Raw genomic sequence first — 2,859 nt, 5'->3', positions numbered from 1 at the left:
AGGTACTCGATTCTCGGCACTCTTAGCCTGCTGAAAATATCGTCAAAGGCCGCCTCTTTTGTCTCAAATCTCCTTGGCGGGTTTTGCATTGCATGCCTTGCGTTCTCCCGAACCTCCCAAACTCCAACTGGCACGTTGTAGTCCGGCAGTATCTCGCGAAAAAGCACAACTCCCCCCTGTTTTTTCAAAATTCTTGCCAACCCTTCGCAAATCCCAAGCCTTGCCGCATAATACCCGCCTCCCTGCGCCTGCGAATACTTTGTCCTTCCTCCAAATCCTTCCCAGTCCTCAGACACGTGTGAATTTCTGGCATCGGTGGCATCCACCGCGGCCTCAAATTGCTCGTACTCCCACGCTCCAGGCATCACAAGCACCTCAAAGTGGTTGAACAAATACTCGTTTGTAAAAACCATAAACTCCTCAACCTGCGGCAGTTGCTTTATCTCTTCAACTAGTGCCTTTGACAATGTGTCATCCATCGCAGTTATTGCCCACTTTGTTGGCACAAGTTTTTGTTTTCCAGCTCTCCCAAGCACGCCGCAAGTCAGCAGTTTTGTCAAATAATGCGAGTCAAACCCATGCTCGTAAAGCTCAATCGAGGCATCCACCGAGCTTATCTTATCATCTATCAAGTTGTCCACAAGCCTTGGTATGCTTGGATTTCCTGCAATTATCAGTTTCCTTAGATGTGCACTTGGCCCCATTGGCTGCACCACCGCATCAACGCTTACTTGCAGCACTGGCTTATGGTAAAATCTTGCCTCCATGTCAATGGATTTAACTGACATGATAGACTCCTGCAACCCTTCCTGCATGCGCTTTGGCATTTTTACATTTGCCTTTGACTGCCCGCGCACAAGGGAGGACATTTTTCCAATAATTTCTTCAAAGCAAAGCCCGTACAAGCCGGTGGGATTATCCGAGGTTTCGTAGTTTGATTTGCAAGCTTTGGATGATGGCCCAAATGGGGATGATTTTGTGGATATGCTTTGGTTTGTGCCTTCATTTTCCTGCTCTCCTTCTGTAAATGCCCTAATCATGGGCCCGGCATTTACCTGCGGATAGCCAAAATGCCCGACAAAAACGTTTGGCGGAGAGGGGCCAAAAACAGTTTCCTTCAAGCTTGCCTCAAGTGCCGATTTTATCCTGATTGCGCTAAGGTGTGGACAAAACACCCGTGCGTTAAGCCTGCAGCGCAGGCAAAATTCATCTTGCGCCATTTAAAAACCAAGAAAATTCATCCAATTGTGTCATCAAATCTAATTTTTCCATGCCAACTGTTTGAATTGGCTTGAAATACCTAATAAACCAAATCATATTCCTAACTATTTAGTAAAGCTTATAAGCAAGTTCTCGCATATTCTCTGACGGTGAGGTTAATGGGTCTTGAGACAGTTTTATTTTTGGGCGTTATTGGCGTTCTTGCGCTAGTTGTGCTTTATGCAATACTTGCATTCAACGGGCTTGTGGGCCTTAGAAACAAAGTCGACAATGCCTGGGCGCAAATTGATGTGCAGCTCAAGCGCAGGGTTGACCTCATTCCAAACCTTGTTGAGACTGTCAAGGGCTATGCAAAGCACGAGAAGGAAATCTTCGAGAATGTCACCAAGGCCCGAGCTGCAATGATGGGGGCAGGCAGCGTTGCCGACAAGGCAAAGGCGGACAACATGCTCACCGGGGCGCTAAAAAGCCTTTTCGCTGTTTCTGAAAACTACCCGCAGCTTCGTGCAAACGAGAACTTCATGATGCTTCAGGAAGAGCTTTCGGGCACCGAGTCCAAGATTGCCTATGCAAGGCAGTTTTACAATGACATTATCATGCAGTACAACACTGCAATCCAGACTTTTCCTGGCATGATTTTTGCATCGGTTTTCGGCTTCAAGGTCCGAGAATCCTTCAAAGTCGAGGAGTCGGAAAAGGGGCCTGTCAAGGTAAAGTTTTAATCAAAACCACCCTAACCCCCAAAACTAATCTTTTTTGGCTTACGTGTGCTGGTCGCAGGCAGTTTTTATGGCAGACTTCTACTCCCAGATAAGCGCAAACAAGAACCTCTCCTACCTTCTCATGCTTGTCATGAGTGCACTTGCCCTTGGGGCGGCTTTTGCGCTCTCCTATATTTTTGACCTTGGGGCATTTGGCTCAATTCTTGCCATACTGATTGCAATTGCCTATGCATATGTCGGCTACTTCATGTCAGACGGCATCGTGCTTTCGGTAAGCGGCGCAAAACCGGCTGAAAAAAAAACATACCCGTATCTTTACAACACTGTTGAGGGCCTTGCAATAGCAGCAGGCATCCCAATGCCCTCTCTTTACGTGATAGACGACCCTGCTCCAAACGCATTTGCCACGGGCCGCGACCCAGCGCACTCTGCAATTGCAGTCACAACCGGCTTGCTAAAGTTAATGAACCGGCAGGAGCTGGAAGGCGTTATCGCCCATGAGATGTCGCACATAAAAAACTATGACATCAGGTTTGCCACGATTGCAGTTGTGATGGTCGGCCTTATCGCAATAATCGGCAACATCGCCTCAAGGTCGCTTTTTTACGGCCGTGGCGGAGGCTCAAATGACAATAGAGGAAGCGGCTACCTGCTGATAATCGGCCTCGTGTTTGTGATACTTGCCCCTATTTTTGCGCAGCTTGTTCAGCTTGCTATCTCAAGAAAGCGCGAGTTTCTTGCCGACGCAACAGGCGCAATGCTCACAAGATATCCAGAAGGGCTTGCAAGCGCACTTGAAAAAATTGACAAATACCATGTGCCGATGCAAAACGCGTCCCAGGAAACTGCCCCACTTTACTTTGCAAATCCGCTTCCGGGAAAGCTCATGTCCCTTTTTTCGACCCATCCGCCGGTA

At 48.0% G+C, this 2,859-nt stretch carries 3 protein-coding genes; 2 read left to right on the top strand and 1 reads right to left on the bottom strand.

Features of this window, described 5'->3' with window-relative positions:
• Positions 1–1,220, bottom strand: a 1,220-nt coding sequence (locus FJZ26_05290) for a hypothetical protein (GenBank protein ID MBM3229820.1), incomplete at its 3' end; no start/stop codon positions are given.
• Between the two features lie 159 nt (positions 1,221–1,379).
• Here FJZ26_05290 and FJZ26_05285 point away from each other — a divergent pair.
• Complete coding sequence (locus FJZ26_05285; GenBank protein ID MBM3229819.1) at positions 1,380–1,943, top strand: LemA family protein; 564 nt, start codon at positions 1,380–1,382, stop codon at positions 1,941–1,943.
• Positions 1,944–2,010: 67 nt separating this feature from the next.
• A partial coding sequence (locus tag FJZ26_05280; GenBank protein ID MBM3229818.1) for a zinc metalloprotease HtpX occupies positions 2,011–2,859 on the top strand: 849 nt, incomplete at its 3' end.

The sequence above is a fragment of the Candidatus Parvarchaeota archaeon genome (assembly GCA_016866895.1).
Taxonomy (GTDB): domain Archaea; phylum Micrarchaeota; class Micrarchaeia; order Anstonellales; family VGKX01; genus VGKX01.
Note: the sequence above shows the minus strand (reverse complement) of the source record. Positions and strands in the feature narration are given on the sequence as shown.

Excerpts from the sequence above, each read along its gene's own strand:
- FJZ26_05285 (MBM3229819.1), top strand. The coding sequence starts at position 1,380 with ATGGGTCTTGAGACAGTTTTATTTTTGGGCGTTATTGGCGTTCTTGCG.